We start from the raw sequence: 25,704 nt of genomic DNA, 5'->3' as shown, positions 1-25,704 counted from the left end.
GCGGCATAGGAACTCAGATGGCAAACACCATTCACGTCGACGTGGTCAGCGCGGAAGAGTCGATCTTCTCGGGCGAAGCCAGGTTCGTCGCGCTGCCCGGTGAAGCCGGTGAGCTCGGCATCTATCCGCGCCACACTCCGCTGATCACGCGCATCCGCCCCGGCGCCGTGCGCATCGAAACGGCCGACGGCAAGGAAGAGTTCGTCTTCGTGGCCGGCGGCATTCTCGAAGTGCAGCCCAACGCCGTCACCGTGCTGTCCGACACCGCGATCCGCGGCAAGGACCTCGATGACGAGAAGGCCAACCAGGCCAAGGCCGCCGCCGAGGAAGCGCTGAAGAACGCGAAGAGCGACATCGACATCGCGATGGCTCAGTCCGAGCTGGCCGTGATGGCCGCCCAGATCGCGGCACTGCGCAAGTACCGCCAGAAGAAGTAATCGGTCTTCCCGATTGCTCCGACAAGAAGCCGCCTTCGGGCGGCTTTTTTGCGTCCGTACGCTTTCGCTCGATCATCTTTGGCTGAAACATGGTCGAAGTTCGGCCTTGTCTGGCTGAAGAGCGCCGCCTAGTATTCGCCTTCGTCCAGCAGCCGGGGCTGCGGGCGCAAAGCAAAAGAACACCGGAGACAAAGCGCGTGGCACCCTGGAGTGGCATCACTGCGGACGAGATGCGGCTGCTGGAAACGACCTTCTGGTCGGCCGGCGGCTCGCGCCACGCCATGGCCGAGCAACTCGGCTTTTCCAAGAGCAAAGCCAACGGGCTGATCGCCGGCCTCGTCGACCAGGGCCTGCTCGCCGAAGCCGGCCTGCAACGTTCCTCAGGCGGTCGCCGCGCCGAAAACCTCCAACTGCATGCCGGCCTTGGCGTGCTCGTCGGCATCGACATCGGCGCCACCAGCCTCGACGTGGCCGTGCTTCGGCCCGATCTCACCGTGCTCGCGCAGCACGACGAACCGGCCGACGTGCGCGAAGGCCCGGCCGTGGTGCTGGCCCGCGTGCGCACGCTCATGCGCGAACTGCTGGCCCGCTGCAACGCGAGCGCCAAGGACGTGCTCGGCATCGGCATCGGCGTGCCCGGCCCCGTCAACTTCGAGATCGGCCAGCTCGTGAACCCGCCGCTGATGCCCGCGTGGGACAGCTTCTCCATCCGCGACTACCTGCGCGAGGACTACGCGGCGCCCGTCTTCGTCGACAACGACGTGAACCTCATGGCGCTCGGCGAACTGTGGCGCCTCAAGCGCTCGCTGACCAACTTTCTCGTCATCAAGATCGGCACCGGCATTGGCTGCGGCATCGTCTGCCACGGCGAGGTGTACCGCGGCGCGGCGGGCTCGGCCGGTGACGTGGGCCACATCTGCGTCGACCAGGAAGGCCCGCGCTGCCACTGTGGCAACCTCGGCTGTGTCGAGGCCATGGCCGCCGGCCCCGCGATCACGCGCATGGCGATGCAGGCTGCGGAAGCCGGTGAGAGCGCGACGCTGGCCGAGTGCCTGCGCGTGCATGGGCGCATCGACGCCATCGATGTGGGCCAGGCCAGCCGCGGCGGCGACACGGCCGCCAACGCCATCATCCAGCGCGCGGGCAGCCTGATCGGGCAGATGCTCGCGTCGGTCGTCAACTTCTTCAATCCGTCGCATGTGTTCATCGGCGGCGGCATCACGCGCATCGGCCCGCTGTTTCTTGCGGCCGTGCGGCAGAGCGTGTACCAGCGCTCACTGGCGCTCTCCACGCGACATCTCGAAATTCAATACACGCCGCTGGGCATGCAGGGCGGCCTGATCGGCGCCGGCGTGCTCGCGATGCAAGAGACCCTGAAGGCCCGCGGAGTGGCGCCATGAACGCGGCTGAGAACATCAAGGGCAGCGTCGCCGTCGAGTTCGATGGCGTGGTCAAGGCCTTCGGCCCCGTGCAGGTGCTGCACGGCGTGAGCTTTGCGCTCGCGCCCGGCCGCGTCTACGGCCTGCTCGGCGAGAACGGCGCGGGCAAGTCCACGCTGATGAAGATCCTGGCCGGCTACGAGCCGCTGAGCGGTGGTGCGCTGCGCGTCAACGGACAGCCGCAGCAGTTCGCGAGCTCGCGCGATGCCGAAGCACTGGGCATCGTGCTGATCCACCAGGAGTTCAATCTCGCCGAAGACCTGAGCGTGGCGCAGAACATCTTCCTCGGCCACGAGAAGAAAAAGGGCTGGCTGCTCGACGACGCCTCGATGGAGCGCGACGCCGCCACCGCACTTGCAGCAGTGGGCCTGAACATCGATCCCCGCACCAAGGTGCGAAAGCTCATCGTCGCCGAGAAGCAACTCGTCGAGATCGCGAAAGCCATCGCTCGCCGTGCACGCCTGCTCATCATGGACGAGCCCACAGCCACTCTGACGCCGGGCGAGACCGAGCGCCTCTTCAAGCTCATCGCCCAGCTGCGCGCCGATGGCGTCACCATCGTCTACATCTCGCACAAGCTCGACGAAGTGGAGCAGGTGACGGACGAAGTCATCGTCATGCGCGACGGCCGCTTCGTCGCGCGTGCGCCGACGTCCGAGGTCACGCGCCAGCAGATGGCCAACCTCATGGTGGGCCGCGAACTGGCCGACCTCTACCCGCCGCGCGACGTGGTCGTCGCCGCCGACGCGCCCGCCATGCGCGTACGGAACTTCAGCGTGCCCGGCTGGGCGCAGGACGCGAGCTTCGAAGTGCGCCCCGGCGAGATCCTCGGCTTCGCGGGCCTCGTCGGCGCGGGCCGCACTGAACTCTTCGAAGGCCTGCTAGGCCTGCGTCCCGCGAGCGGCAGCGTAGAGATGCTCGGCAAGCCCGTGCCCCACGACAAGGGCTGGCGCAACCCGCGCGATGCCGCCAAGCACGGCCTCACCTACCTCAGCGAAGACCGCAAGGGCAAGGGCCTGCACGTCAACTTCGGCCTGCGCCAGAACCTCACGCTGATGGCGCTCGAACGCTATGCCCAGCCCTGGCTCAAGCCCGAGGCCGAACGCGGTGCGCTGGCCGGGGCGGTGAAAGACTACGGCATTCGCACCGGTTCGCTCGACGTGAAGGCATCGTCGCTGTCGGGCGGCAACCAGCAGAAGCTCGCGCTCGCCAAGGTGCTTCAGCCGCAGCCCAAGGTGGTGGTGCTTGACGAGCCCACGCGCGGCGTCGACGTGGGCGCCAAGCGCGACATCTATTTCCTGATCCAGCGACTCGCCCGCGAAGGGCTCGCGGTGATCGTCGTCTCGTCGGAGCTGATGGAGCTGATCGGCCTGTGCCACCGCGTCGCGGTGATGCGCGCGGGCCGTCTCGTTGCCACGCTCGACGCGGACCATCTGACTGAAGAGGAGCTCATCGCTCATGCCACCGGAACAGCCAACACCACCGCAGACGCTTGAAGCCGCGCAGCAGCAGCACCGCAGCGAGGCCAAGCCGGGCTGGGTGCAGCGCCTGCACGGGCTCGGCCCGGTCATCGGCCTCGTGCTGCTGTGCATTGCCGGCACGCTGCTGAACGGCGACTTCGCGACCCTCGACAACGCGATGAACGTGCTCACGCGCACGGCCTTCATCGGCATCATCGCTGTGGGCATGTGCTTCGTGATCATCTCCGGCGGCATCGACCTGTCGGTGGGCTCGATGGCCGCACTCATCGCGGGCAGCGTGATCATGTTCATCAACTGGGCCGGCCCGGCCTCGGGCTCGCCGCTGCTCGCGGTGGTGATGGGCGCTGTACTGGCGGTGGTGCTCGGTGCGGTGTTCGGGCTCGCGCATGGCCTGCTCATCACCAAGGGGCGCATCGAGCCCTTCATCGTGACGCTGGGCACGCTCGGCATCTTCCGCGCATACCTCACGTACTTTGCCGACGGCGGCGCGCTCACGCTCGACAACGACCTGTCGGACCTCTATGCGCCGGTGTACTACGCCAGCCTCGCGGGCATTCCGGTGCCGGTGTGGGTGTTCGTGATCGTCGCGGTCATCGGCGGCATCATCCTCAATCGCACAGCGTATGGGCGCTACGTGCAGGCCATCGGCTCGAACGAACAGGTGGCGCGCTACGCGGCAGTCGACGTCGACCGCGTGAAGATCCTCACCTACGTGCTGCTCGGCGTGTGCGTAGGCATTGCCACGCTGCTGTACGTGCCGCGCCTGGGCTCGGCCTCGCCGACCACCGGCCTGCTGTGGGAGCTCGAAGCCATTGCCGCGGTGATCGTCGGCGGCACCGCGCTCAAGGGCGGCGCGGGCAGCATCACCGGCACCGTGGTGGGCGCGATCCTGCTCTCGGTCATCAGCAACATCCTGAACCTCACCAGCATCATCAGCGTGTACCTGAACGCTGCGGTGCAGGGCTTCGTGATCATCATCGTCGCGTTCCTCCAGCGAGGCCGCCGCTAATCCCTTTCCCGTTCGTTCCATCAACCACAAGGAGACACCCAGCATGACGACTTTCACCCGACGCCTCGCACTCACGGCGGTTGCCGCCGCAGCGTTCGCCAGCCTGCCCGCGCTTGCCGCGGAAAAGGTCAACCTCGGCGTTTCGATTCCCGCGGCCACGCACAGCTTCATGGGCGGCATCAACTACTGGGCCAACCAGGCGAAGAAAGACCTGGAGAAGGAACACAAGGACCTGAAGATCACGATCAAGACGGCGGCCAACGCGCCCGAGCAGGCCAACCAGCTGCAAGACCTGTCGACCGTCACCAAGATCAACGCGCTGGTCGTGTTCCCCTTCGAATCCGCCGCGCTGACCAAGCCGGTTGCGCAGGTCAAGGCCAAGGGCGCCTACGTGACCGTGGTGGACCGCGGCCTCACCGACACCAGCGCACAGGATGCCTATGTGGCCGGCGACAACACGGCCTTCGGCAAGATCCCGGCCGAATACATCGTGAAGCAGCTCGGCGGCAAGGGCAACGTGGTGGCGCTGCGCGGCATCGCGACCACGCTAGACAACGAGCGCATGGACGCCTTCAATGCAGTGCTCAAGGGCAGTCCCGACATCAAGCTGCTCGACGCCAAGTACGCCAACTGGAACCGCGACGACGCCTTCAAGGTCACGCAGGACTACCTGACGCGCTTCAAGAGCATCGATGCCATCTGGGCAGCCGACGACGACATGGCCGTTGGCGTGCTGAAGGCCATCGAGCAGGCCAAGCGCGACGACATCAAGATCATCTTCGGCGGCGCGGGCGCCAAGGGCATGGTCAAGACCATCATGGACGGCAAGGACAAGCGCATCACCGCCGACGTGAGCTACTCGCCGAAGTTCATCTACGACGCGATCAAGCTGACGGCCGAGGCGCGCCTGAAGGGCGAGAAGCTGCCGGCGACGACGATCATTCCTTCGGTGCTCATCACCAAAGAGAACGCCAAGGACTTCTACCACCCCAACTCGCCGTTCTAAGGTGACCGAGATCGCTTCACGCAAGCTCCGCTACGCCATGGTCGGCGGCGGCCGCGACGCCTTCATCGGCGGCGTGCACCGCAAGGCCATGGCGCTCGACGGCCAGATCGAGCTCGTGGCCGGCGCGCTGTCGTCGAGCCCGGACAAGGCACGCGCCTCGGGCCGCGACCTCGGCCTGGCCGATGACCGCAACCACGGCGACTGGCAGGCGCTGCTGGCCGACGAGCTGAAGCGCCCGGAGGGCGAGCGCATCGACTTCGTGTCGATCGTCACGCCCAACCACGTGCATTTTCCGGTGGCGCAGGCCTTTGCCGAAGCGGGCTTCCATGTGGTCTGCGACAAGCCGCTGGTGCACACGCGCGAGCAGGCCGATGCGCTGGTCGCGACCGTGGCGAAGCAGGGCACGGTGTTCGGCGTCACCTACAACTACACCGGCTATCCGATGGTGCGGCAGGCGCGCGAGATGGTGCGCTCGGGCCAGATCGGCGAGGTCCGCAAGGTCGTCGTCGAATACAACCAGGGCTGGCTCGCAAGCCACGTCGAAGGCGGCACCAACAAGCAGGCCGACTGGCGCACCGACCCCGCACGCAGCGGCGCGGCCGGTGCCATCGGCGACATCGGCTCGCACGCCGAGAACCTCGTGGCCACCGTCACCGGACTGCAGATCGAAAGCCTGTGCGCCGACCTCGGCGCGCTGGTGCCGGGCCGCATGCTCGACGACGACGGCAGCCTGCTGTTGCGCTTCGAGGGCGGCGCGCGCGGTGTGCTCATCGCTTCGCAGATCAACACCGGCCTGGAGAACGACCTGCGCCTGCGCGTGTCGGGCACGCTGGGCACGCTCGAATGGCGCCAGGAGCAGCCGAGCCGGCTGGTGCACCTGCCGCATGACGGGCCCCTGCGCGTGCTGACGCGTGGCGCGGCGTGGCTGTGCGAATCGGCGCGGCGCGCAAGCCGGCTGCCGGCGGGGCATCCCGAAGGCTTCATCGAGGCCTTCGCCAACGTATACGCAGGCGTTGCTGCGGACATCCGCGCCCGGCTCGCGGGCCAGCCGGCCGATCCGCTGGATGCCGACTACCCGCGCGTGGAAGACGGCGCGCGTGGGGTGCGCTTCATCGAACGCACGGTGGCTTCGTCGAAAAGCGAATTAAAGTGGACGCCCTGGTAGCGCGCAGCGCGCTGCACAGGCCTCCATGACACCTTCCGCATCCGAAGCTTCTTCCACTTCATCGGCAACGCAGCCCTGGCTCGCCGCCCTCTGGCGCCGCTGCATCACGCTGTTCCCCCTGAAGCTGGTCGGCAACACGGTCGCCACCCTCGGCTTCTTCCCGCTGTACTTCTGGATCATGAAGAACGCCGGCCAGGCCTGGGTGCTGCCGCTCACGCCCGTCGACCGGCTGATCGCCTTCTGGCCGGCGCTGCTGCCGGTGTACCTCTCGCTCTGGGGCTACATCGCGCTGCCGGTGCTGCTGGCCAAAGACAAGCGCGAGCTGCTGGGCTTCTCCTTCGGCTGCGCGGCCATGACGGCCCTGGCGCTGCTCGTGTTCTGGTTCATGCCCACGGCGATTCCCAACTTCGCGGTCGAGGCGGCCCCGGGCACCTCGCTGCAGTTCCTCAAGATGGTCGACTCGGCCGGCAACGCCTTTCCCTCGCTGCACGTCTCGTTCTCGGTGTTCGCCTGCGTCATGCTGGCGCGGCAGTTGCGCGATGTGGGTGCGCCGGTTTGGCTTCGCGTCGTGAACGTGGCCTGGGCCGCGGGCATCGTCTATTCGACGATGGCGGTGCGCCAGCATGTGCTGATCGACGTGCTGGGTGGCCTCGCGCTGGGTGTGGCGCTCGGTGTCGTCACGCGGCAGCGCGGCCCGGTGCTCGCGCCGGCGCAGCAGGCGCGTCCGGCTTAGGCCGATTGCGCTATTCCGCCGCCGCGGTGCACGCGGTACAACCCGGGGATCGTCGTCCACCGATGCGGGAGCCCGTCATGAAGATCCGTTTGTCCGCCGCCGCTGCCTGCATGGCGGCCAGCGCCATCGCGTGTCCCGCGTTCGCGCTCGATTTCCCTTCGCGCAAGCCCGGCCTGTGGGAGATCCAGTCCGGGGACCCCACGGGCAAGGGCGCCGGCCACACCATGCAGCAGTGCATCGACGCGGCCAGTGACAAGGCGCTGCGCGACATGGGCCAGGGCATGGGCAAGGACATGTGCTCCAAGCAGGAACTGCGCGCCGACGGCGGCAAGCTGGTGATGGACTCGGTCTGCAAGATCGGCAACACCGTCGCCACCTCGCATGCGGTGATGAGCGGCGACTTCAGCACCGCCTATCGCATGGAAAGCAAGTCGACCTACAACCCGCCGCTGATGGGCCGCGCCGAAGGCGCGAGCGTCATGGAAGCCAAGTGGATCGGCCCCTGCAAGGCCGACCAGAAGCCGGGCGACATGGTCATGTCCAACGGCATGAAGATGAACGTGCTCGACATGATGAAGACCCGGCCGCAAAAACCATAGCCTGTTGCGCAAGCCCGGCTGCGCCTACCATGGCGTGCCATGCCCGCAAAGCAGGAAGAAGATCTCCTCGTTGTCGCCCGGCCCGAGGGCCTGTACTGCCCGCCCGGCGATTTCTACATCGACCCGTGGCGGCCGGTGGCGCGCGCCGTCATCACGCACGCGCACTCTGACCACGCGCGCCCCGGGCATGCGCACTACCTGGCCCACACCGACAGCGCCGGCACGCTGCGCACGCGGCTCGGCCCTGACATCGACCTGCAGACGCTGGCCTACGGCGAGGCCATCGAGCACCACGGCGTGCGCGTCTCGCTGCATCCGGCCGGCCATGTTCTGGGCTCCGCGCAGGTGCGGCTCGAATACGGCGGGCGCGTGTGGGTGGCATCGGGCGACTACAAGACTGAACCCGACGGCACCTGCACGCCCTTCGAGCCCGTGCCTTGCGACACTTTCATCACCGAGTCGACCTTCGGCCTGCCGATCTACCGCTGGCCCACGCAGGCCGTGCTGTTCGCGGAGATCGATGCATGGTGGCGCGCCAACGCGGAAGCAGGGCGCGCGTCGGTGCTGTTCTGCTACGCCTTCGGCAAGGCGCAGCGCATCCTGCATGGGGTGGACGCGAGCATCGGGCCGATCGTCGTGCACGGGGCGGTGGAGCCGCTCAACGCCGTGTACCGGGCGGCAGGCGTGGCATTGCCGCCTACCTTGCGCGTGAGCGACGAAGGCGTCGATGCCGCATTGCTGAAGCGCGCGCTGGTGCTCGCGCCGCCATCGGCACAAGGCTCGCCGTGGATGAAGCGCTTCGGCAACTACGCCGATGCCTTCGCGAGCGGATGGATGCAGCTGCGCGGCACCCGGCGGCGGCGCGGTGTCGACCGCGGCTTCGTGATGTCCGACCATGCCGACTGGCCTGGACTGCAGCAGGCAATTGCAGGCACCGGCGCGGAGCGCGTGTTCGTCACGCATGGCAGCGTGCAGGTGATGGTGCGATGGCTCACCGAGATCGGCCTCGACGCGAAGGGCTTCAAGACCGAGTACGGCGACGAGGACGATCAGGAGGCAGAGGCATGAAAGCCTTCGCCGCCCTCTACCGCGACCTCGACGCCAGCACGTCGAGCCTCGCCAAGCAGGCGGCACTGCAGCGCTACCTGCGCGACGCCGATGCTGCCGATGCCGCATGGGCCGTCTACTTCCTCGCCGGCGGCAAGCCGCGCCAGCTCGTGCCCACCAAGCTGCTGCGCCTGCTTGCACAGGAAGCGGCGGGCCTGTCCGAATGGCTGTTCGACGAAAGTTACGACGCCGTGGGCGACCTCGCCGAAACCATCGCGTTGCTGTTGCCGCCACCGAGCGAGGCGCATGACCTCAGCCTCGCCGGTTGGGTCGAGCAGCATCTGCTGCCGCTGCGCGAAGCCGCAAAGGCCTCGCCCGAGCAACTCGCCGACCGTCTGCGCGCACAGTGGCGGCAGCTCGCTGCCGAGGAGAGGCTGGTGTACTTCAAGCTCATCACCGGTGCGTTCCGTGTCGGCGTGTCGAAGCTGCAGGTCACGCAGGCGCTCGCCGCGGTCGGCGGCATCGATGCCAAGCGCGTCGCGCAGCGGCTCATGGGCTACACGCACATCGGCGCGCGGCCAAGGGCCGACGACTACCGCACGCTCATCGCCCCCGAGTCGAGCGCCGAGCAGGTGCAGAAGACCAGCGGCCAGCCGTACCCCTTCTTCCTCGCGCATCCGTTCAACCTGCCGCTCGAGCAGTTCGACGCCGCGCTGGGCCCGCCGTCCGACTGGATCGTGGAATGGAAATGGGACGGCATCCGTGCGCAGCTCATCAAGCGCGCGGGCGTCGTGTGGCTGTGGTCGCGTGGCGAAGAGCTGGTGACGGAGCGCTTCCCCGAGCTTGCCGCTCTCGGTGAAGCCCTGCCCGACGGCACCGTGCTCGACGGCGAGATTGCCGTGTGGCGCGACGACCGCGTGCAGCCCTTCGCCGAGCTGCAGAAGCGCATCGGCCGCAAGACGCTGGGCGCGAAGCTGCTTCGCGACATTCCCGTGGTGCTGCTGGCCTACGACCTCCTCGAATGGGAAGGCCGCGACCTGCGCGTGCTGCCGCAGTCGCAGCGCCGCACGCTGCTCGACGACCTGGTCACGCGCATGCAGCATCCCTCGCTGCTGCCGAGCCCGATGCTCACGGGCTCAGACTGGCCCGATCTCGCACGCCAGCGCGAAGCGGCACGCACCATGGGCGTCGAAGGAATGATGCTCAAGCGTCGCGACGCGCAGTACGGTGTGGGTCGCACCAAGGACGTCGGTGTGTGGTGGAAGTGGAAGATCGACCCGCTCAGCATCGATGCGGTGCTGATCTACGCACAGCGCGGCCACGGCCGGCGCGCGAGCCTCTTCAGCGACTACACCTTCGCCGTGTGGGACGGCCCGCCCGGGCAGGAAGACCGCAAGCTCGTGCCTTTCGCCAAGGCCTACTCGGGCCTCACAGACGCAGAGATGGCGCGCGTGGACGCAATCATCCGCAAGACCACGGTGGAAAGCTTCGGGCCGGTGAAGAGCGTGAAGCCGACACTGGTGTTCGAGTTGGGCTTCGAGGGCATCGCGCGCAGTACGCGGCACAAGAGCGGCATCGCGGTGCGGTTTCCGCGGATGCTGCGGTGGCGGGAAGACAAGCCGGTGGAAGAAGCGGACACCCTGCAGACGCTGGCGGCGTTGTTGCCCCTATGAAAAGGGCCGTCAAGCAGGCGCTCGACGTGTGGTTCGCTGCGCGCGGCTGGAAGCCCTTCAAATTCCAGCGCGAGGTCTGGAAGGCCATCGGCGAAGGCAAGTCCGGCCTGCTGCATGCCACTACCGGTGCAGGCAAGACCTACGCGGTGTGGCTCGGCGCACTGCAAGCCTTCTCGCAGGCTCGCAAGGCAAGCGCGCGGCCTGTGGCCCCGCCGCTCACCGTGCTGTGGCTCACACCCATGCGCGCGCTTGCGGCCGACACGCTGCGCGCCCTGCAGCAACCGCTCGAAGCCCTCGGCGCCGAGGTGCATCCGTGGAGCGCGGGCGCGCGCAGCGGCGACACCACGTCTGCCGAACGCAGCGCGCAGAACCAGCGCCTGCCCACGGTGCTCGTCACCACGCCCGAAAGCCTTTCGCTGCTGCTCGCGCGTGCCGATGCCCGCGAGGTGCTCGGCCATGTGCAGATGGCGGTGGTCGATGAATGGCACGAGCTGCTCGGCAACAAGCGTGGCGTACAGGTGCAGCTCGCGCTCGCGCGGCTCAAGCGCTGGAACCCCGGTCTCGCGATCTGGGGCATGTCGGCCACGCTGGGCAATCTGCATGAGGCGATGCATGCGCTGCTGGGGCATGAAGAAGGCGTGCTCGTGCAGGGGCAGGTGCCGAAGAAGCTCGTCATCGATTCGCTGCTGCCTGGCATTGCCGAGCGCTTTCCGTGGGGTGGTCACCTCGGCCTCACGATGCTGCCGCAGGTGATCAGCGAGATTGCCGCGAGCAAGACCGCGCTGGTCTTCACCAACACACGCTCGCAGGCCGAGATCTGGTACCAGGCGATGCTCGAAGCCAAGCCCGAATGGGCCGGCCTCATCGCGCTGCATCACGGCTCGCTCGACCGCGAAGTGCGCGAGTGGGTCGAGCTGGGCCTGAAGAGCGGTGAGCTGAAGGCTGTGGTGTGCACGTCGAGCCTGGACCTGGGCGTCGACTTCCTGCCGGTCGAGCGCGTGCTGCAGATCGGCTCGCCCAAGGGCGTGGCGCGGCTGCTGCAGCGCGCGGGCCGTTCGGGCCATGCGCCGGGGCGGGCGTCGCGCATCACGCTCGTGCCCACGCACAGCGTCGAGATGGTGGAAGGCTCGGCAGCGCGCACGGCGATTGCGGCGGGCCACATCGAGGCGCGGCATTCGCCCGACCAGCCGCTCGACGTGCTGGTGCAGCACCTGGTGACGGTGGCGCTGGGCGGTGGCTTCGTGCCCGACGACCTGTACGACGAGGTGCGAGGAACGGCCGCGTACGAAGGCCTTTCGCGCGAGAGCTGGCAGTGGTGCCTCGACTTCGTCTCGCAAGGCGGCCCCTCGCTCGCGGCCTATCCGGACTACAAGCGCGCCGTGCCCGATGCAGAAGGCGTCTGGCGCGTGCCAGATGCGCGGCTCGCGCGGCGGCATCGCATGAACATCGGCACCATCGTGAGCGACGCGAGCATGTCGGTGCAGTACCTCGGCGGCTCGAAGATCGGCAACGTCGAAGAGAGCTTCGTCGCGCGCATGAAGGCCGGCGACTGCTTCCTGTTCGGCGGCCGTCTGCTCGAACTCGTGCGCATCCACGACATGACGGCCTGGGTGCGGCGCGCCAGTGGCAAGCGCCCTGCGGTGCCGCGCTGGAGCGGCGGGCGCATGCCGCTGTCGAACACGCTGGCCGATGCGGTGGTGCAGCAGCTGGCGCTGGCCGGCGAGGGGCACTACGACTCGCCCGAGCTGCAATGCGTGCGCCCGTTGCTCGAAATACAGCAGCAGTGGTCGGCACTGCCGACGCCGCAGACGCTGTTGGCCGAGACCTTGAGCACGCGCGAAGGCTCGCACCTGTTCCTCTATCCGTTTGCGGGCCGGCATGTGCACCTTGGGCTCGCGAGCCTGCTGGCCTGGCGCGTCGCGCAGCACGAGGCGCGTACCTTCTCGATCGCAGTCAACGACTACGGCTTCGAGCTGCTGAGCGCGACCGAGGTCGATTGGGCCGCGCTGCTGCCGCAAGTGCTGAAGTTGCCGGAGGGCGATGACGCGCATGCGGCGTTGCTGCACGAAGTGCTGGCGTCGCTCAACGCGAGCGAACTCGCGCAGCGGCGCTTTCGCGAGATCGCGCGCGTGTCGGGGCTCATCTACCAGGGCTACCCGGGCGAGAAGCGCAGCAGCAAGCAGCTGCAGGCCTCGTCTTCGCTGTTCTGGGAGGTGTTTCGCAAGTACGACCCCGGCAACAGGCTGCTGCAGCAGGCCGAGCAGGAACTCCTCTCGCAGGAGCTCGAAATTGGCCGCCTGCGCGCCAGCCTCGAGCGCATGGCCACGCAGCAGCTCGTGCTGAAGCCGCTGGCGCGGCCGACGCCGTTCTCGTTTCCGCTGATGGTCGAGCTGTTCCGCGAGAAGCTGTCGAACGAGAACGTGGCCGACCGCATTGCGCGCATGGTCGAGCAGTTGGAGAAGGCTGCAGGTGGCGCTGTCACGGCTGGTGGCGTGGAGCGCGTGAAAGGCACGCTGGCCTTCGGTCAGGAGGGGCCGGGCAAGCCGGCGAAGTCGTCATCAGGCGCTCGGCGCGAGCGCAGGCGGCCTTCGCGTCCGTTGCCGCCCCTGTGAACAGATCAGCCGGCGCCGTGCGCCTTCACCCACCGCACGATGTCCGCCGCGCTCATCGCACCAGCCTGCCGAGCCACTTCGCGGCCACCGCGGAACAATGCCAGCGTCGGGATGCTGCGGATGTTGAAGCGCGCGCCCAGGGCGGGCACGGCCTCGGTGTCGACCTTGGCCAATCGCACCCGCGGTTCGAGCTGGGCCGCGGCCTGCTCGTAGCCCGGCGCCATCTGGCGGCACGGGCCGCACCAGGGCGCCCAGAAGTCGACCAGCACCGGGATCTCGTTGCGCGAGATGTGGCGGTCGAAGGTGGCTTCGTCCGGCAGCGCAGTCGAATGGCCGGCGAACAGCGGGCGGTGGCAGCTGCCGCAGTCGGGCGCACTGCCCAGCTGCGCCGCGCGCACGCGGTTGGTCGTGTGGCAATGCGGGCAGACGATGTGCAGCGGGGGCGATTCGGTCATTTGCAGAAACTGGGGGCTGCTGGAGCCCATTGCAAGACGGTCGCCTGCCGGAGCGTCTTTTGCGACACTGGCAACCCGTGACCTTTCCAGACTCCTCCGCCTCGCCGCTCCCGGTCCATTGGGCGGGCGAACTGCTGCACCTGCTGCCCGAGCGGGCACTGTGGTGGCCCGATGCGCGCGTGCTGTTCGTGGCCGACCTGCATCTGGGCAAGGCCGCGACCTACCGCGCGCTCGGCCAGCCGGTGCCGGGCGGCACCACGCAGGAGAACCTGGCGCGGCTCGATGTGCTGATCGAACGGCATGCTCCGCAGCGCATCGTGTTCCTTGGCGATTTCCTGCACGCGGCGCAGGCACGCACCGTGCTCGCCACGGTGGAGGCTTGGCGCACGCGCCATGCGGGCGTCGCGATGACGCTGGTGCGCGGCAACCACGACAGCCGCGCGGGCGATCCGCCGGACACGCTCGGCATCGAGGTGGTCGACGAGCCATTTCTGCTCGGGCCGTTCGCCTGCTGCCACCATCCGCAGTCGCATGCGACGCACTTCGTGCTGGCGGGGCACCTGCATCCCGTTTGCAGGCTCCATGGGCCGGGGCGCGACAGCGTGCGACTGCCGTGTTTCGTGAGTGATGCGCAGCAGGCCGTGCTGCCGGCTTTTGGCGAGTTCACGGGCGGGTGGTTGATGGAATCGGCGCCGGGGCGGCGCTTTCATGCGGTGGGTGGCGATGCCGTGTGGGCCTTGCCGCCGCAGGAAGGCTAGAGCACCACCGGCTCGTCCGGCAGCTCGTTCACGTCCACTTCGCCCTCGCCCAGCGGAAAGTGCTCCACCAGCAGGGCCGAGATTTCTTCCAGCGCCTGCGTGAGCCCATCCTCGAAACGGCCTTCGCGAAAGGCCGCGCCCATGCGCTGCGCCATTGCGGCCCATTCGGCATCGTCTACGCGAGCATTGATGCCGCGGTCCGCCACGATCTCGATGGCGTGTTCGGCCAGCAGCAGGTAGATGAGCACGCCGTTGTTGTGTGCGGTGTCCCACACGCGCAGCTTGCCGAACAGCGTGACGGCACGCTCGCGCGGCGGCGAATGGCGCCACAGGTACGACATCGGCAGGCCGGCCTCGACGCAGATGCGGATCTCGCCGCTGTGGCGTCGCTCGCTCGCGGCCACGCGGCCTGCAAGGCGTTCCAGCGCGGCCGCGGGTAGCGCACGGCGAACCTCGGACTCGTCGATCCAGCGATGGCGCCAGATGCGGCCGAGCTTTGAGAAGAAGCTGGCGTCGGTTGGATTGGTCGTCGTCATCGTGTTCACCAGTCCCCCGACGCGCCGCCGCCGCCGAAATTGCCGCCGCCGCCGGAGCTGAAACCTCCGCCGCCGCCGCCACCACCGCCGCTCCAGCCTCCGCCTCCACCGGAGCTCCAGCCGCCACCCCCGCCGCCGCCAGTCCGCCCGGCGCCCGCGACCAGCGAGACGATGAGTGCGACAAGCGCCGCGATCACCGCGATGGCGATGCTGGTGGTGATGAAGAAAACGACCACGCCCACACCGCCGCCCACGACCATCGTGCCCAGCTTCTTGCCGAGGACGGCGCGCGCGACCGGCGCACCGATGAAGACGCCGACGAACAGGAAGATCGCGAGGTTCTCCCAGTCGAAGCCACCACCGCCGCCGCCTCCGCTGCCCGTGTCGCGCGAAGGCTCCGGCAGCGGCTCGCCGTCGACCAGGCCGATGAGCCGGTCCACCGCCGCGTTCAGACCGCCCGCGAAGTCGTTGTTGCGAAAGCGCGGCTTCATCTCCTCGTCGATGATGCGCACGGCCGCGAGGTCGGGCACCGCGCCTTCGAGCGCCTTGGCCGTGGCAATGCGCATCTTGCGATCGTCCTTGGCCACGACCACCAGCAGGCCGTCGCCGACGTCCTTGCGGCCGATCTTCCAGGCGTCGCCCACGCGCTGCGTGTAGCTGGCGATGTCCTCGGGCGCGGTGGTCGGCACCATCAGCACCACGATCTGCGAGCCCTTGCGCTGCTCGAAGGCTGCGAGCTTGGTGTCCAGGCCGTTGCGCTGCGCGCTGTCCAGCGTGCCGGTCTGGTCGATCACCCGCGCGGTGAGCGCGGGCACCGGCAGCAGGCCTTGGGCCAGCGCGACCCCGGCCAGGGTCGCGAGAACGAGCGCGGCCAGTGCGCGACGGAGCAGTGCGGCAATGGCCATTGGTGCTGGCTTACTTCTTCGGAGCGCTGAAGTCGACAGTAGGCGGCGTGGAAATCTGCGCCTCGTTCTGCACCGAGAAGTTGGGCTTCGGCGCGTAGCTGAAGATCTTGGCCGTGATGTTGGTCGGGAAGCTGCGAGCGAGCACGTTGTACTCCTGCACGCTTTCGATGTAGCGGTTGCGCGCCACGGTGATGCGGTTCTCGGTGCCTTCCAGCGTCACGCGCAGGTCGCGGAAGGCCTGGTTGGCCTTGAGCTCGGGGTAGCGTTCCGACACCACCATCAGCCGCGACAGTGCCGACGAGAGCTCGCCTTGCGCCTGCTGGAACTTGTTGAAGGCTTCGGGGTTGTTCAGCGTCTCGGGCGTCACCTGGATCGAGGTGGCCTTGGCGCGCGCCTCGATCACCTTGGTGAGCGTGTCCTGCTCGAAGCTGGCCTCGCCCTTCACGGTGGCCACGATGTTGGGCACGAGGTCGGCGCGCCGCTGGTACTGGTTGAGCACCTCGCTCCAGGCCGATTTGCTGGCCTCGTCGAGGGACTGGAACTGGTTGTAGCCGCATCCGCTCAGGGACAAGACCGCCGCGAGAATCAAGAGCCAGCGCTTCATCATCATTTGCATTACCTCCGCAGAATTGCCGGAAGGTAGCATAGATGGCTCCATGTCCCTCGACCCTCTACAAGCCCTGCAGGCCGCCAACCGTGCGGTACTGCCCGTTGCTTCCGACGCTTTCGGCACGCTGCTGATCGCGGGCGCGACCGGTGCGCTGGGAGCGGAGCTGCTGCGGCGACTGGCCGGCAGCCACCGGCACGCCCATACCCGCGTGCTGGCGCGCGAGCCCATTCGCGACGGGTTGCGCGGCGTGGAAACCTACCTGAGCCCGGCCCCGCCGATCGCGCAATGGCCGCTGACTTCGGCCCACACGGCCATCGTCGCCTTCGACCCGCCGCGGCTGTACCACGACCGCGAACGCGCGCTGTGGGTGCCCGAGCCTTCAGATTTGCCCGAACTGGCCCGATGGCTGCGCGCTTGCGGCGTGCAGACGCTGGCCATCGTGCAGCCGCACGACCAGGGCCGGCTGCCTGAGGCGCTCAAGCGGGGGCTCGCGAGCCTCGACGAGCAGGCGGTGGTGGCCTGCGGCTTCGAGCGCGTGATCCTCGTGCGCTCGGCGCGCAAGCCGGTGAATGCGAAGTTCGCCAACCCGCTCGAGCGGCTGGCCGCGTGGATGCTGTCCGTCGTGCGCTTCATGGTGCCGAGCAGCGAACAGCCGGTGCGCGCATCGAAGGTGGCCGAGCTGGTCGACGTGGCGCTGCGCATCGCGCCGCCGGGCGTGCACGTGGCCGCACCCGAAATGGTGTGGCAGGCCGCCCAGGGCGACATGCCCGGCGTGGCCGCACGCTGGCTTGGCGTATCGGGTTAATTCATCCGCGCCACTGGCGCAGCAGCTCCGCCGAATCGACCACCAGCCCGAGGTGCAGCGACACCATTGCCAGCGCCGCGCCCTCCAGGTGCGGGTCGGTGCCGCGCACCAGGTCGCGCAGCACGATCACGCGGTAGTTGTGGTTGTTGGCGTCGAAGGCCGTGTTGAGCACGCAGCAGTCGGTAAAGCCGCCGTTGAGCACCACCGTCTCGATGCGCTGGTTGCGCAGCAGAAAGTCGAGATCGGTCGGGTAGAAGGCCGACAGTCGGCGCTTGCTGTCCACGCGCATGTCGCCGGGCTCGACGCGCGTGACCCACTCGGTCCACTTCGAGCCTTCGATGGCGTGCGCGTCGGCATTCGGAATTTCGCCGACATGCAGCGGAAAGGCGCGCCGCCATGCAGAAGGAATGCCGCGAATGTCGTCCACGCCATCGGGCCGCAGCACCGACTTGATGTGCACGATGCGCACGCTCAGCGCGCGCACTTCGTCATGGAAGCTGTCGATGGGCGCCACCACGTCGCGTGCGCGCGGCGCGGGGCAGGGGCAGTCGGGGCTGTCGTCGAGGTGGCCCCGATGCATGTCGATGGAGACGACCGCGGTGGTGGCGGGGTTCAGGTAGTCGGCGAATTGCGCCGCGTCGAGCTCGCGCTCTTCGTTGTAGACCCAGGCCTTCATCGGCGTTCTTCTCTCACGTAGGGTTGGCCCAGCGCGCCGGGCTCTTCATCGGCGCCGCGCCGCGAGAGCGCGACCCACACCATCACGCCGAGCGTCACCGCATACGGCGTCATCATCACGAAGTACTGCGGCAGCTGCACGCCGGCTGCGGCCAGCTGCGGAATCAGCGCCTCGATGCAGCCGAACAGCAGCGCGCCGACCAGCGCCTTCCACGGCGACCAGCGCGCGAAGATCACCAGGCCCACCGCGATCCAGCCGCGTCCGCCGGTCATGCCCGCGATCCACAGCTTGGTGCTGACAACCGAGATGTAGGCGCCCGCCAGCCCCACCAGCGCCGAGCCCGCGAGCACCGCCGCGAAGCGCCATGCCGTCACGCGGATGCCGGCCGCGTCGGCCGCCTGCGGGTTCTCGCCCACTGCGCGCAGCCGCAGGCCGGTGGAGGTGCGTGCGAAGAACCACGCCACCGCGCCGAAGATCGGCAGCGTGAGCCACACCATCGCGTTCTGCTCGAAGAGCCTGCCCACGACCGGCAGCAGCGACAACGGCCACAGCGCCATCGCGCCGATGCCTTCGGTGGCATGGTTGGTCCAGTCGGCCATCGAGCCGACCAGCGCCGTGAGCCCCTGGCAGAAGAACACCAGTGCGAGACCGGCAATCACCTGGTTCACGCGCAGCCAGATCACCATTGCCGCGAACAGCACCGACACCATGCTGGCCGCGAGCATCGCGAGCACCAGCGACACGGCCGGCTGCCCGATGGCGATCTGCGCGCCGATGCCGGCGAGTGCGCCGACCAGCATCAGCCCTTCGGCGCCGAGCGCGAGCACGCCCGCGCGCTCGCAGATGATGAGGCCCAGCGCCGCAAGCGCATACGGCACCGCGAAGTCCGGCGTGCTCGCGAGCCAGTTGAGCATGATGCTGCCGCTCATTGCGCAGCCTCCCCGCCCACGCGGCGCAGCCGGTGGCGAATGAAGAAGTCACTCGACGCCACGCACACCACGATCACCGCCTGGATGAGCTGCACCATCGAGAACGGCACCTGGTAGAACACCTGCAGGCTGCGTCCGGTGACGAACAGCGCCGCCACCAGCAGCGCCACCACCGTGGCCGCGAGCGGGTTGTTGCGCGCGAGAAAGGCGATGAGGATGCCCGAGAAGCCATAGCCCTGATAGAAGGCCTGAGTGAGCCGGCCCTCCTGCCCCGCGACCACCGCGAAGCCCGCGAGCCCGGCCATCGCGCCCGACAGCAGCACCGCGCCGTAGATGGTGCGCCGCACCGGCACGCCGTTGGCATGCGCGACGCGCGGGTTCGCATCGACGAAGCGCAGGTAGAGCCCCACGCGGCTCACGCTCACCAGCCACCACGCTAGCAGCGCGACCACGCCTGCGAGCAGGATCGAACTGCCGATGCCCGCACCCAGCTCGGGCAGCCGCTCGAACACGCGGAACTGCGGCGAGTACGGAAAGTTGTCCTTCGGGTCCTTCCAGCTGCCGTAGACCAGGTGCAGCAGGAAGTTGGCCGCCATGTAGTTGAGCATCAGCGTCGAGATGATCTCGTTCACGCCGAGCTTCAGCTTGAGCCACGCGGGGCCCAGCACCCACAGCAGGCCGCAGCCGATGGCTGCCGCGAACATCAGCGGCAGGCGCAGGTTCTCGGGGCCGATCTGCCACATCGAGATGGTGGTCGCGCCGATGGCGCCCCAGATCATCTGGCCCTCGAGGCCGAGGTTCCAGAAGCGCGCGCGGAATGCGATGGAGCCCGCGAGGCCGACGAGGATCATTGGCGCGGCCTGGAACAGCACGGCGCGGAAGTTCTGGCCGTCGAAGAAGGTCTGCATCACGAACTCATTGGCGAGTTCGTCGGCGGGCACGCCCGCGGCTACGAGGATCGCCGCGGAGATGGCGAAGCCCACGAGCAATGCGGCCGCGAGGATCAGCGCCTGCCAGCGCCAGGCCATGTGCTGGCGGATTTCGAGCGCGTAGCGGCGGCGCGCGAGCGGTTGTGTGTGCTGCTGCGAGTTCACCTGGGTCCTGGGCGCTTGTGCCATGTCGACGGAGAGCGAGGCATCAGCCATGGTCCACCATCGCCTGTCCGATGGCCTGCCGGTCGGCGGGCTGTGCGAACTCGCCGGCGATGCGCCCGCGCGTCATCACGCCCACGCGGTCGGCCAGCTGCAGCACTTCGTCGAGGTCTTCGCTGATCAGCAGTACTGCCGCGCCGCTGTCGCGTGCGGCGCGCAGCCGCGCATGCACCTCGGCACTGGCGCGCACGTCGAGCCCGCGGCTCGGGCTGTGCGCAAGCACCAGCGTAGGCGACTTGCCGAATTCGCGCGCGAGCACCAGCTTCTGCGCATTGCCGCCCGAGAGCAGCGCGGCCTTCTGCGCGACCGAGCGCACGCCCTGCACGTCGAAGGCGCGCACCGCCTCCTGCGTGTCGCTCTGGATGCGGCCGCGGCGCAGGCGCCACACGGGGCCGTAGCGGCCGGTGTGCACGCGGCCGATGGCGTAGTTCTCGGCCACCGAGAGGCCACCCGCGAGCGCGAGCCCGTAGCGGTCGGCCGGAATGGCTGCAATGCCGATGCCGCGGCGTGCCGATGCGGCCATGGTCTTCAGGTCGCCGTGGCCTTCGAGTCGTATCTCGCCTTCCGTGGCTTCACCCGGCAGGCCCATGATCGCGCCCGCCAGTTCGCCCTGGCCGTTGCCGCCTACACCGGCCAGGCCGTAGATTTCGCCCGCGTGCAGTTCGAGGTCCACGCCGTCGAGCACGCGCCGGCCTTCGGGAGAGGCGGGTGTGCGCAACCCGCGCACAGACAGCCGAACGGGGCCGCGCGATGCGGTCGAAGCCTGGAATTCTTGCGTGGCAATCGATTCACCCACCGTGAGCTTCACCAGCTCGGCGACCGATGCTTCGCCCGGCTTCAGCGTGGCCACCGTGCGCCCGCCGCGCATCACCGTCACGCGGTCGGCATACGTCTTCACATCGGCCATCTTGTGCGTGACCAGCACCACGGCGGAACCGGCGCGCGCCAGGCCCTGCACCGTCTGCAGCAGGCGTGCGGCCTCCTGGTCGGTCAGCACGGCCGTGGGCTCGTCGAGGATCAGGATGCGCGCACCCGCGAGCAGCACCTTGAGGATCTCGACGCGCTGCTGTTCGGCAATCGACAGTGCATCGATGCGCTTGGACGGATCGATGTCGAAACCCAGCTCCGAGGCCTTGTTGCGGATGTCGCGCTCGATCTCGCGCAGCCGCTCGCCATGGCTTTGGAACTCGGCCGGCGGCGGCGCGGTGAGCAAAATGTTCTGCGCCACGGTGAACGGTCGCACCAGCTTGAAATGCTGGTGAACCATGCCGATACGGTGCTTCGCTGCGTCACGCGGACCGGCGAAGCGCACCGCGTTGTCGTCCACCAGCAGCTGCCCGGCCTCGGGCGCGTAGAGCCCGGCCGCGATGTTCATCAGCGAAGACTTGCCCGCGCCGTTCTCGCCCAGCAACGCATGCACCTCGCCCCAGCGCGCGGCAAAGTGAGCGTCGGTCAATGCCGCGAAGCCGTCGAAGGACTTGCGGATGCCGGTGAGTTCTAGCGCGTTGGGCATGGCTTCTTCGGGTCGCTTACTTCTGCGTGACCACGCCCTTGACGAACCAGTCCATCTTCCACAGGTCGGCATCGGACAGCACCGCGCCCTTGGCAACGCGCTCCTTGCCGTCGCGGTCGGCGAGCGGGCCGGCGTAGACCTGCTTGCCCTTCATGATCGCGTCGCGCTCGGCGGTGATGACCGCGGCCTTGTCCTTGGGCACGGCGGGGCCGAAGCCCGCGATGTCGGTGCCGCCGTCCTTCATCTCGATGAAGGCGCCGTACTGCGCGGGCTTCCAGTTGCCGGCCATCACCTTCTTCAGCTCTGGCGTCAGGAAGCGGTCCCACACCCACACCGAAGAGCACAGCGTGGCCTTGGGCGCGAACTGGCGCAGGTCGCGGTGGTGGCCGGTGCCGTACACGCCGCGCTCCTGCGCGACGATCTGCGGCGTGGGGCTGTCGACGTGCTGGCCTATCACGTCGGCGCCCTGGTCGATGAGTGCGGCGGCGGCGGCGCGTTCCTTCACCGGGTCGTTCCAGGCGCCGGTATAGATCACGTTCACTGTGGCGTTCGGGTTCATCTTCTGCGCGCCGAGCGCGAAGGCGTTGATGGTCCAGTTCACCACGCCGAAGGGGTTGGCTGCGACGAAGCCGAGCTTGCCGGTCTTCGATGCGGCGCCTGCGGCCATGCCGCAGAGGTACTGGCTTTCGTAGGTGCGGCCGTAGAACGATTCGAGGTTGCTGCCGTTGGTGGTGCCCGAGCCGTTGAGGAAGGCGACATCGGGGTACTTGGCGGCCAGGTCCTTGAAGCTGTCGGAATAACCGAAGGCCGTGCCAATCACGATGTTGGCCCCGCGCTGGATGAACTTCTCCGCAGCGGGCTTGATGGCCGATGCGTCTTCGGGCACGTTCTCGACGAACTGGATCTTCTGGCCGATTTCCTTTTCGATCTTCACGCGGGCCTCGTCGAAGGCCTGCGTCCAGCCGCCGTCGTTCTTCGGGCCGAAGTAGAGCATCGCGATCTTCGGCTTGTCCTTCAGCGTGAAGCCGTCGGCGGCCGCGGCGGGCAGTGTGGTGAAGAACGCGCCGCTGGCTGCGATGGTCATCGCGAGGCCCAGGCCGGGAGTGAGGGTGCGCAACTGCATGGGGCTACCTTTGGTGAGAGGCTTTGAAGAAATGGAGGACGGAAAAAAGAGAACGAGCGCAGCGCGCGTCACATCATGAAGTTGATGCGAAACACATTGCCCTCGGGATCGAGCAGCACCGACTGGTACCAGTTGTAGTAGGTGACGTACGGCGGCTTGACGAGCGTGGCGCCGGCTTCGAGCGCGACCGGCACCATGCGGTCGACGTCGGCCTGGCTGTCGACGTCGATGTTCAGCAGGAACTTGACGCCGCGTGTGTCTGAAAACTCGCTCAGGTGCAGCAGTTCGTAGGCATCGAGTGCGTTGAAGCCAAGGCTCGACTTGCCGGTGTCCAGGCCTCGGAAGATGGGTGAGCGGATCGCTTCGATCTCTTTGAAACCGAATACTCGCTGGTAGAAGCCGCTGAGTGCGACCACGTCTTTTGCGAAGACGTTGACGTAGGAGAGGTGGGCCATGTCAGTTGCTCATTGGGCGTTTGCTGTTGTTCTTGTTCGGGGTGCGAGCACGCCGTCGGCGTGATCGCACCCCGAAGAACAGCAGGCAGTCATCTCAAGCCATCGCCTTCGTGCCACCAAAGGTCGTCTGCTTGACGAACTTCGACGTCAGGTGGTCCCCAGAAGAAATCGGCGCGTATTTCGCCGACTCCCCGGGCGCGAGGCAGCTAGGCAGGCACTCGACCATCGCGTCGTAGTTCGGCTGATGGAAGAACACCAGCGATTGCCGGCGATTGGTGCTGGCGATCTCGAAAGGCGGGTTGATCACACGGTGCAGCGTGGACACCCACTGGTCGTTGGTCCACTGCATCATGAGGTCGGCGATGTTGACCACCAGACCACCCTCAACCTGCGGCACGTCGACCCACTGGCCGGCCTTGTTGAACACCTGCAGGCCCTTGTCGTCGGGCAGCACGATGGTGAGGCTGCCGTAGTCGCTGTGCGCCCCCGCGCGCAGCTGGCCGGGCAGCGGTTGCTCGCGCTGCGGCGGATAGCTCAGCACGCGGAACATGCTGATGTGCTTGTCGATCTTGTCGTCGAAGAAGGTCTCGGGCAGCGACAGGCCGAGCGCAAAGACACGCATCAGCGAGCGCGAGAGATCGCTCATCGCCTCGAAGTAGCCTTCGTAGGCTTCGCGGAAGCCTTCGATGGGCGGCCAGCTGTTGGGCTCGAAGTGCGGGCCGGCGGCGGGGCCGCGGTGGTAGTCGTCTTGCGGCACGTTCGACGGGCCGATAGAGAAAGATTCCTTCAGGTCGCCGGGGGCCGCTTCTTCGAGGCTGTACGAGAGCCCTTCCTCGCCCACCGCGCTGTAGCCGCGCACCGCGTCTTCGCGCGGGCGGTCGACCTTGCGCTTTTCACCCAACGGCATGTCGAAGAACTTGCGCGAGAGCGACGACACGCGCGAGATCAGCTCGGGCGCAATGCCGTGGTTCGTGATGACGAGAAAGCCGATGCTGCGGCAGGCCTCGTCGACCTTCTTCGCGACCTCGGCCTTGCCTTCGGCGGTGCCCGCGAAGTAGGGCTCTAGATCGATGATGGGGACAGACAGCAGGGTCATGGCAGGTTCCTCATGCTTGGCATGCCTTTCGCCATGCAACGTCTGTGCCAGTTGGACCAAATGGACAAAACGCATTCGTCGCGTCAGCATGGTGCGCAACGACGCGCTGCGAAGGCTGCTGCGGCGCAAGGCGATGCACCACGGCCTTACAGTGGTGCGCTGTGTTGCCTGCCGATTCACCAACGAACGAACAAGAGCGAGGGAAGATGCCGAAGACCAAAGCGCTGGCTGCCAGTGCCAGCAAAGAGAAGAGCCCAGCGCGCAAGCGCGCAAAACCCGCGGTGCGCAGCGCGTCCGCGGTGAGCCGCCGGCTGCGCCAGATCGAGGACAAGCGCAGCGCGATCCTCGGTGCGGCGCTGGGGCTGTTCTCCCGCTTCGGCCTGCATGGCACGTCGATCGACCAGGTGGCGGCACGCGCCGATGTATCGAAGAGCAACCTGCTCTACTACTTCGCGAACAAGGAAGAGCTCTACGTCAACGTGCTGCGCGATCTGCTCGCGCTGTGGCTCGAACCGCTGCGCGGCTTCAGTGCCGAGCAGGACCCGGCGGAGGCCATCGGCGACTACATCCGCCGCAAGCTGGTGGTCTCGCGCGACAGGCCCGATGCATCACGGCTCTTCTGCCTGGAAATGATCCAGGGCGCGCCATTGCTGCGCGACGAGCTCGACCGCGAACTGCGCACGCTGGTGGAGAAAAAGTCGGAGGTGATCCGCGCGTGGGTCGAAGCGGGAAAGCTGGCGCCCGTCGATCCGCATCACCTGATCTTCGCGCTGTGGGCGGTGACGCAGCACTACGCGGACTTCGGCGTGCAGGTGCAGGCGCTGTCGGGGCATACGCTGGACGATGAGGCGTTCTTCGAGAAGACCGTCGAGAACGTGCAGCGCATCTTTCTTCAAGGCATCACGCCGCGCTGATTCGGGAGGAGGTCAGTGCGGCGGCGCCGCGATCTCGTGATAGCGCCGGTCGAAGTAGATCAAGCCCTGCGTCGCACCACCGATGACAATGGCCACCGCTTCGCAGAACAGCACGTCGTGCGTGCCCGCGCTCGTCGCATGCACCATGCGGCAGTCGAAGGACACGGCTGCGTCGTCGAGCATCGGCGAGCCTGTCATCTTGCGGCTCCACTGGCCGGCGGCGAAGCGCTCATCCATCGGCGTCTTGCCGCCGAACAATGCGGACAGCGACTGGTGCCCCGCGGCCAGCACGTTCACGCACAGCACGCCGTTGGTCTTGAATGCCGGGTACACCGAAGCCGAACGGTTCAGGCACACCAGCAGCGTCGGCGGCTCGTCGGTCACGCTGCACACGGCCGATGCCGTGAAGCCGGCGCGTCCCGCGGGGCCGTCGGTGGTGATGATGTTCACCGCCGCGCCCAGCCGCGCCATCGCGTTGCGGTAGTCGGCCTTCTCCAGGCTCGGCAGCAGGCCGGCGGGGTTCGATGACGATGAAGCAGCGTGGGAGGCCATGGCATTCAGCAGCATGTGGTGAGTC

At 67.7% G+C, this 25,704-nt stretch carries 26 protein-coding genes; 14 read left to right on the top strand and 12 right to left on the bottom strand.

The features are described from left to right. The first annotated feature begins 17 nt into the window (after positions 1-17). From BMW87_RS23945 to BMW87_RS23895, 11 genes are all read left to right on the top strand, one after another. On the top strand, positions 18-437 hold the full coding sequence (locus BMW87_RS23945) for a F0F1 ATP synthase subunit epsilon (RefSeq protein ID WP_093057730.1): 420 nt from the start codon (positions 18-20) through the stop codon (positions 435-437). A 230-nt stretch (positions 438-667) separates the two neighbouring features. Next, a complete protein-coding gene (locus BMW87_RS23940) occupies positions 668-1,837 on the top strand; it encodes an ROK family protein (RefSeq protein WP_093079044.1) in 1,170 nt (389 codons plus the stop codon). Next, positions 1,834-3,372 (top strand): sugar ABC transporter ATP-binding protein, encoded by a 1,539-nt coding sequence (locus tag BMW87_RS23935; RefSeq protein WP_093079042.1) that lies wholly within the window; start codon positions 1,834-1,836, stop codon positions 3,370-3,372. The genes BMW87_RS23940 and BMW87_RS23935 overlap by 4 nt, the downstream gene beginning before the upstream one ends. Next, complete coding sequence (locus tag BMW87_RS23930; RefSeq protein ID WP_093057727.1) at positions 3,335-4,366, top strand: ABC transporter permease; 1,032 nt, start codon at positions 3,335-3,337, stop codon at positions 4,364-4,366. The genes BMW87_RS23935 and BMW87_RS23930 overlap by 38 nt, the downstream gene beginning before the upstream one ends. Before the next feature lie 43 nt (positions 4,367-4,409). Beyond that, a complete protein-coding gene (locus tag BMW87_RS23925; RefSeq protein ID WP_093057726.1) occupies positions 4,410-5,372 on the top strand; it encodes a substrate-binding domain-containing protein in 963 nt (320 codons plus the stop codon). 37 nt (positions 5,373-5,409) lie between these two features. Further along, positions 5,410-6,537, top strand: a complete 1,128-nt coding sequence (locus tag BMW87_RS23920; protein ID WP_177192837.1) for a Gfo/Idh/MocA family protein — start codon at positions 5,410-5,412, stop codon at positions 6,535-6,537. Between the two features lie 25 nt (positions 6,538-6,562). Further along, on the top strand, positions 6,563-7,270 hold the full coding sequence (locus BMW87_RS23915; protein WP_093079039.1) for a phosphatase PAP2 family protein: 708 nt from the start codon (positions 6,563-6,565) through the stop codon (positions 7,268-7,270). A gap of 77 nt (positions 7,271-7,347) precedes the next feature. Next, complete coding sequence (locus tag BMW87_RS23910) at positions 7,348-7,869, top strand: DUF3617 domain-containing protein (RefSeq protein ID WP_093079037.1); 522 nt, start codon at positions 7,348-7,350, stop codon at positions 7,867-7,869. A gap of 39 nt (positions 7,870-7,908) precedes the next feature. After that, on the top strand, positions 7,909-8,937 hold the full coding sequence (locus tag BMW87_RS23905) for a ligase-associated DNA damage response exonuclease (protein ID WP_093079036.1): 1,029 nt from the start codon (positions 7,909-7,911) through the stop codon (positions 8,935-8,937). Continuing rightward, the gene (locus tag BMW87_RS23900; protein WP_093079034.1) at positions 8,934-10,589 is read left to right on the top strand and encodes an ATP-dependent DNA ligase; all 1,656 of its coding nucleotides are present in this window, start codon (positions 8,934-8,936) and stop codon (positions 10,587-10,589) included. Before BMW87_RS23905 ends, BMW87_RS23900 begins: the two co-directional genes overlap by 4 nt. Further along, positions 10,586-13,201, top strand: coding sequence for a ligase-associated DNA damage response DEXH box helicase (locus BMW87_RS23895; protein ID WP_093079033.1), 2,616 nt, complete (start codon positions 10,586-10,588; stop codon positions 13,199-13,201). Before BMW87_RS23900 ends, BMW87_RS23895 begins: the two co-directional genes overlap by 4 nt. A gap of 5 nt (positions 13,202-13,206) precedes the next feature. Here BMW87_RS23895 and trxC read toward each other — a convergent pair whose 3' ends face one another. Beyond that, positions 13,207-13,656 carry a thioredoxin TrxC gene (trxC, locus tag BMW87_RS23890; protein WP_093079099.1) on the bottom strand — a complete coding sequence of 150 codons (450 nt, stop codon included), beginning with the start codon at positions 13,654-13,656 and terminating at the stop codon, positions 13,207-13,209. Between the two features lie 77 nt (positions 13,657-13,733). Here trxC and pdeM point away from each other — a divergent pair, with 77 nt between their 5' ends. Further along, entirely contained in the window at positions 13,734-14,414 is a 681-nt protein-coding gene (gene pdeM, locus BMW87_RS23885; RefSeq protein WP_093079031.1) for a ligase-associated DNA damage response endonuclease PdeM, read from the top strand. On the opposite strand, the gene BMW87_RS23880 is transcribed toward pdeM, so the two are convergent. The 3 genes from BMW87_RS23880 to BMW87_RS23870 are packed head-to-tail and all read right to left on the bottom strand — an operon-like array spanning position 14,411 to position 16,465. Next, positions 14,411-14,950 carry a TPM domain-containing protein gene (locus BMW87_RS23880; RefSeq protein WP_093079098.1) on the bottom strand — a complete coding sequence of 180 codons (540 nt, stop codon included), beginning with the start codon at positions 14,948-14,950 and terminating at the stop codon, positions 14,411-14,413. The two genes, pdeM and BMW87_RS23880, sit on opposite strands and share 4 nt — an antisense overlap. A 5-nt stretch (positions 14,951-14,955) precedes the next feature. Continuing rightward, positions 14,956-15,855 carry a TPM domain-containing protein gene (locus tag BMW87_RS23875; protein ID WP_093079030.1) on the bottom strand — a complete coding sequence of 300 codons (900 nt, stop codon included), beginning with the start codon at positions 15,853-15,855 and terminating at the stop codon, positions 14,956-14,958. A 10-nt stretch (positions 15,856-15,865) separates the two neighbouring features. Continuing rightward, on the bottom strand, positions 15,866-16,465 hold the full coding sequence (locus BMW87_RS23870; protein WP_371127398.1) for a LemA family protein: 600 nt from the start codon (positions 16,463-16,465) through the stop codon (positions 15,866-15,868). Positions 16,466-16,511: 46 nt separating this feature from the next. On the opposite strand from BMW87_RS23870, the gene BMW87_RS23865 reads away from it, so the two are divergent. Beyond that, positions 16,512-17,270, top strand: a complete 759-nt coding sequence (locus tag BMW87_RS23865; protein WP_093057717.1) for a hypothetical protein — start codon at positions 16,512-16,514, stop codon at positions 17,268-17,270. Position 17,271: 1 nt separating this feature from the next. Here the strand turns inward: BMW87_RS23865 and BMW87_RS23860 are convergent, their stop codons facing one another. From BMW87_RS23860 to BMW87_RS23830, 7 genes are all read right to left on the bottom strand, one after another. After that, positions 17,272-17,946: a cysteine hydrolase family protein gene (locus BMW87_RS23860; RefSeq protein WP_093079028.1), complete on the bottom strand. Its 675-nt coding sequence runs from the start codon at positions 17,944-17,946 to the stop codon at positions 17,272-17,274. Beyond that, on the bottom strand, positions 17,943-18,875 hold the full coding sequence (locus tag BMW87_RS23855; protein WP_093079027.1) for an ABC transporter permease: 933 nt from the start codon (positions 18,873-18,875) through the stop codon (positions 17,943-17,945). Before BMW87_RS23855 ends, BMW87_RS23860 begins: the two co-directional genes overlap by 4 nt. Further along, the gene (locus BMW87_RS23850; protein WP_371258851.1) at positions 18,872-19,993 is read right to left on the bottom strand and encodes an ABC transporter permease; all 1,122 of its coding nucleotides are present in this window, start codon (positions 19,991-19,993) and stop codon (positions 18,872-18,874) included. Before BMW87_RS23850 ends, BMW87_RS23855 begins: the two co-directional genes overlap by 4 nt. A 19-nt stretch (positions 19,994-20,012) precedes the next feature. Continuing rightward, the gene (locus BMW87_RS23845; RefSeq protein WP_093079023.1) at positions 20,013-21,539 is read right to left on the bottom strand and encodes an ABC transporter ATP-binding protein; all 1,527 of its coding nucleotides are present in this window, start codon (positions 21,537-21,539) and stop codon (positions 20,013-20,015) included. Positions 21,540-21,555: 16 nt separating this feature from the next. Next, entirely contained in the window at positions 21,556-22,662 is a 1,107-nt protein-coding gene (locus tag BMW87_RS23840; protein ID WP_093057712.1) for a BMP family ABC transporter substrate-binding protein, read from the bottom strand. A 68-nt stretch (positions 22,663-22,730) separates the two neighbouring features. After that, on the bottom strand, positions 22,731-23,117 hold the full coding sequence (locus BMW87_RS23835) for a VOC family protein (RefSeq protein WP_093079022.1): 387 nt from the start codon (positions 23,115-23,117) through the stop codon (positions 22,731-22,733). Between the two features lie 94 nt (positions 23,118-23,211). Further along, positions 23,212-24,213 carry an isopenicillin N synthase family dioxygenase gene (locus BMW87_RS23830; protein ID WP_093079020.1) on the bottom strand — a complete coding sequence of 334 codons (1,002 nt, stop codon included), beginning with the start codon at positions 24,211-24,213 and terminating at the stop codon, positions 23,212-23,214. Positions 24,214-24,419: 206 nt separating this feature from the next. On the opposite strand from BMW87_RS23830, the gene rutR reads away from it, so the two are divergent. Continuing rightward, positions 24,420-25,127 carry an HTH-type transcriptional regulator RutR gene (gene rutR, locus BMW87_RS23825; RefSeq protein WP_093079019.1) on the top strand — a complete coding sequence of 236 codons (708 nt, stop codon included), beginning with the start codon at positions 24,420-24,422 and terminating at the stop codon, positions 25,125-25,127. A 12-nt stretch (positions 25,128-25,139) separates the two neighbouring features. Here the strand turns inward: rutR and rutF are convergent, their stop codons facing one another. Then, on the bottom strand, positions 25,140-25,694 hold the full coding sequence (rutF, locus tag BMW87_RS23820) for an NADH-dependent FMN reductase RutF (RefSeq protein WP_093079017.1): 555 nt from the start codon (positions 25,692-25,694) through the stop codon (positions 25,140-25,142). Between the last annotated feature and the right edge of the window lie 10 nt (positions 25,695-25,704).

Origin of the sequence: Variovorax sp. OV084 (genome assembly GCF_900111625.1) — a bacterium.
Classification (GTDB): domain Bacteria; phylum Pseudomonadota; class Gammaproteobacteria; order Burkholderiales; family Burkholderiaceae_C; genus Variovorax.
This window is presented reverse-complemented; position numbering and strand designations above follow the sequence as displayed.

Coding starts and splice junctions, on each gene's coding strand:
- trxC (WP_093079099.1), bottom strand. CDS start 13,656: ATGACCGAATCGCCCCCGCTGCACATCGTCTGCCCGCATTGCCACACG.
- BMW87_RS23915 (WP_093079039.1), top strand. CDS start 6,563: ATGACACCTTCCGCATCCGAAGCTTCTTCCACTTCATCGGCAACGCAG.
- BMW87_RS23935 (WP_093079042.1), top strand. CDS start 1,834: ATGAACGCGGCTGAGAACATCAAGGGCAGCGTCGCCGTCGAGTTCGAT.
- BMW87_RS23870 (WP_371127398.1), bottom strand. CDS start 16,465: ATGATGATGAAGCGCTGGCTCTTGATTCTCGCGGCGGTCTTGTCCCTG.
- BMW87_RS23905 (WP_093079036.1), top strand. CDS start 7,909: ATGCCCGCAAAGCAGGAAGAAGATCTCCTCGTTGTCGCCCGGCCCGAG.
- BMW87_RS23840 (WP_093057712.1), bottom strand. CDS start 22,662: ATGCAGTTGCGCACCCTCACTCCCGGCCTGGGCCTCGCGATGACCATC.
- BMW87_RS23845 (WP_093079023.1), bottom strand. CDS start 21,539: ATGCCCAACGCGCTAGAACTCACCGGCATCCGCAAGTCCTTCGACGGC.
- rutR (WP_093079019.1), top strand. CDS start 24,420: ATGCCGAAGACCAAAGCGCTGGCTGCCAGTGCCAGCAAAGAGAAGAGC.
- BMW87_RS23855 (WP_093079027.1), bottom strand. CDS start 18,875: ATGAGCGGCAGCATCATGCTCAACTGGCTCGCGAGCACGCCGGACTTC.
- BMW87_RS23895 (WP_093079033.1), top strand. CDS start 10,586: ATGAAAAGGGCCGTCAAGCAGGCGCTCGACGTGTGGTTCGCTGCGCGC.
- BMW87_RS23830 (WP_093079020.1), bottom strand. CDS start 24,213: ATGACCCTGCTGTCTGTCCCCATCATCGATCTAGAGCCCTACTTCGCG.
- BMW87_RS23900 (WP_093079034.1), top strand. CDS start 8,934: ATGAAAGCCTTCGCCGCCCTCTACCGCGACCTCGACGCCAGCACGTCG.
- BMW87_RS23925 (WP_093057726.1), top strand. CDS start 4,410: ATGACGACTTTCACCCGACGCCTCGCACTCACGGCGGTTGCCGCCGCA.
- BMW87_RS23880 (WP_093079098.1), bottom strand. CDS start 14,950: ATGACGACGACCAATCCAACCGACGCCAGCTTCTTCTCAAAGCTCGGC.
- rutF (WP_093079017.1), bottom strand. CDS start 25,694: ATGCTGCTGAATGCCATGGCCTCCCACGCTGCTTCATCGTCATCGAAC.
- BMW87_RS23930 (WP_093057727.1), top strand. CDS start 3,335: ATGCCACCGGAACAGCCAACACCACCGCAGACGCTTGAAGCCGCGCAG.
- BMW87_RS23835 (WP_093079022.1), bottom strand. CDS start 23,117: ATGGCCCACCTCTCCTACGTCAACGTCTTCGCAAAAGACGTGGTCGCA.
- BMW87_RS23945 (WP_093057730.1), top strand. CDS start 18: ATGGCAAACACCATTCACGTCGACGTGGTCAGCGCGGAAGAGTCGATC.
- BMW87_RS23860 (WP_093079028.1), bottom strand. CDS start 17,946: ATGAAGGCCTGGGTCTACAACGAAGAGCGCGAGCTCGACGCGGCGCAA.
- BMW87_RS23910 (WP_093079037.1), top strand. CDS start 7,348: ATGAAGATCCGTTTGTCCGCCGCCGCTGCCTGCATGGCGGCCAGCGCC.
- BMW87_RS23940 (WP_093079044.1), top strand. CDS start 668: ATGCGGCTGCTGGAAACGACCTTCTGGTCGGCCGGCGGCTCGCGCCAC.
- BMW87_RS23920 (WP_177192837.1), top strand. CDS start 5,410: ATGGTCGGCGGCGGCCGCGACGCCTTCATCGGCGGCGTGCACCGCAAG.
- BMW87_RS23850 (WP_371258851.1), bottom strand. CDS start 19,993: ATGGCACAAGCGCCCAGGACCCAGGTGAACTCGCAGCAGCACACACAA.
- BMW87_RS23875 (WP_093079030.1), bottom strand. CDS start 15,855: ATGGCCATTGCCGCACTGCTCCGTCGCGCACTGGCCGCGCTCGTTCTC.
- BMW87_RS23865 (WP_093057717.1), top strand. CDS start 16,512: ATGTCCCTCGACCCTCTACAAGCCCTGCAGGCCGCCAACCGTGCGGTA.